The sequence below is a fragment of the Nitrosovibrio tenuis genome (genome assembly GCF_900109785.1).
GTDB lineage: Bacteria > Pseudomonadota > Gammaproteobacteria > Burkholderiales > Nitrosomonadaceae > Nitrosospira > Nitrosospira tenuis_A.
Genome location: NZ_FOBH01000031.1, coordinates 1 through 1,154 on the forward strand (window position 1 = coordinate 1; position 1,154 = coordinate 1,154).

Consider the following 1,154-nt stretch of genomic DNA (forward strand, 5'->3'; position numbering starts at 1 on the left):
TTTAACGTATTCGCTTGGGGTCAGTTTTCCAAGCGAACCGTGGGGTCTGTGATCATTATAGTCGCGTCGCCACGCTTCGATGATACGTTGTGCCTGCTCCAGGGATTCAAATTCGTGCGTATTCAGACATTCGTCCCGCAGCCGACCATTGAATGACTCGCAAAGCCCGTTATCCGTAGGCTTTCCAGGGCGCGTGAAGTCAAGCTGCACCTTGTTCTCCCAAGCCCAAAAGTCCAGTGCCCTGGAAGTAAACTCGGTGCCGTGGTCCACTGTGATGCATGCTGGCAGGCGAACCGTCTTGCCAACCCGGCTGAGCGCCTCAACCACGCTGCTGCCGGTTAACCGAAATCCCACCTCTAATACCGGGCTCTCACGACTCCAGTTATCGACGACCGTCAGAACCCGAAACGGTTGCCCATTGACCAGTTGATCGTGCACAAAATCCATGCTCCAACGCTGTCCTTGGGCTGTGGGCGCCGGTGCCGGCCCACGGTGCAGGCTCATGCGCTTCTTCCGGCGTACCCGCATGCGCACTTGAAGACCTTCCAGGCAATAGAGCCTATGGACACGTTTGAGATTGACATGCCAGCCTTCGCGCCGTAGCAGGACGTGAATGCGCTCGTAACCAAACCGTGGACGGCTCATGGCAATGTCGCGGATGCGCATGCGCAATCCTGACTGATCCCGGGCGGTACTCTTGCGGTACCAACTGCCGCGAGAGAAATTGCCTAGCCGACACGCCCGTTCAACGCTCATCTTGCACATGTCGATGATCCATCGAACAATTTCCCGGCGGCGTGTCGGCGTCAGACTTTTTTTCGGATGACGTCCTGCAGGATGTTCTTGTCCAGCGTCAGATCAGCCACCACACGCTTCAACCGGGCATTCTCTTCCTCAAGCTGGCGCAACCGCCTGACCTCGCTGGCACCCAGATCGCCGTACTTCTTCTTCCAGATATAGAACGTCGCTTCGGATATGCCAAGGCTGCGGCACACGTCCATCACTGGCGTGCCGGCTTCTGCCTGCCGCAAAGCGTATGCCACCTGCACCTCGCTGAATCGGGATCTCTTCATCGCTTCAAACTCCTTCAATAGGGGAGCCAGATGCGACTTTACTCTAATTTAGAATTGCCCAGGTTTTTGGGGATGACGTCA

General features: G+C 56.5%; 1 protein-coding gene. It reads right to left on the bottom strand.

Features of this window, described 5'->3' with window-relative positions:
• Nucleotides 1–1,073, bottom strand: a protein-coding gene (locus tag BMX00_RS14245) for an IS3 family transposase (protein ID WP_090829685.1) whose coding sequence is annotated in 2 segments (ribosomal slippage) — nucleotides 1–812 and nucleotides 812–1,073 — 1,074 coding nt annotated over the 2 segments. Because the reading frame shifts where the segments join, the coding sequence is not laid out codon by codon here. This gene is flagged as partial in the annotation.
• Between the last annotated feature and the right edge of the window lie 81 nt (nucleotides 1,074–1,154).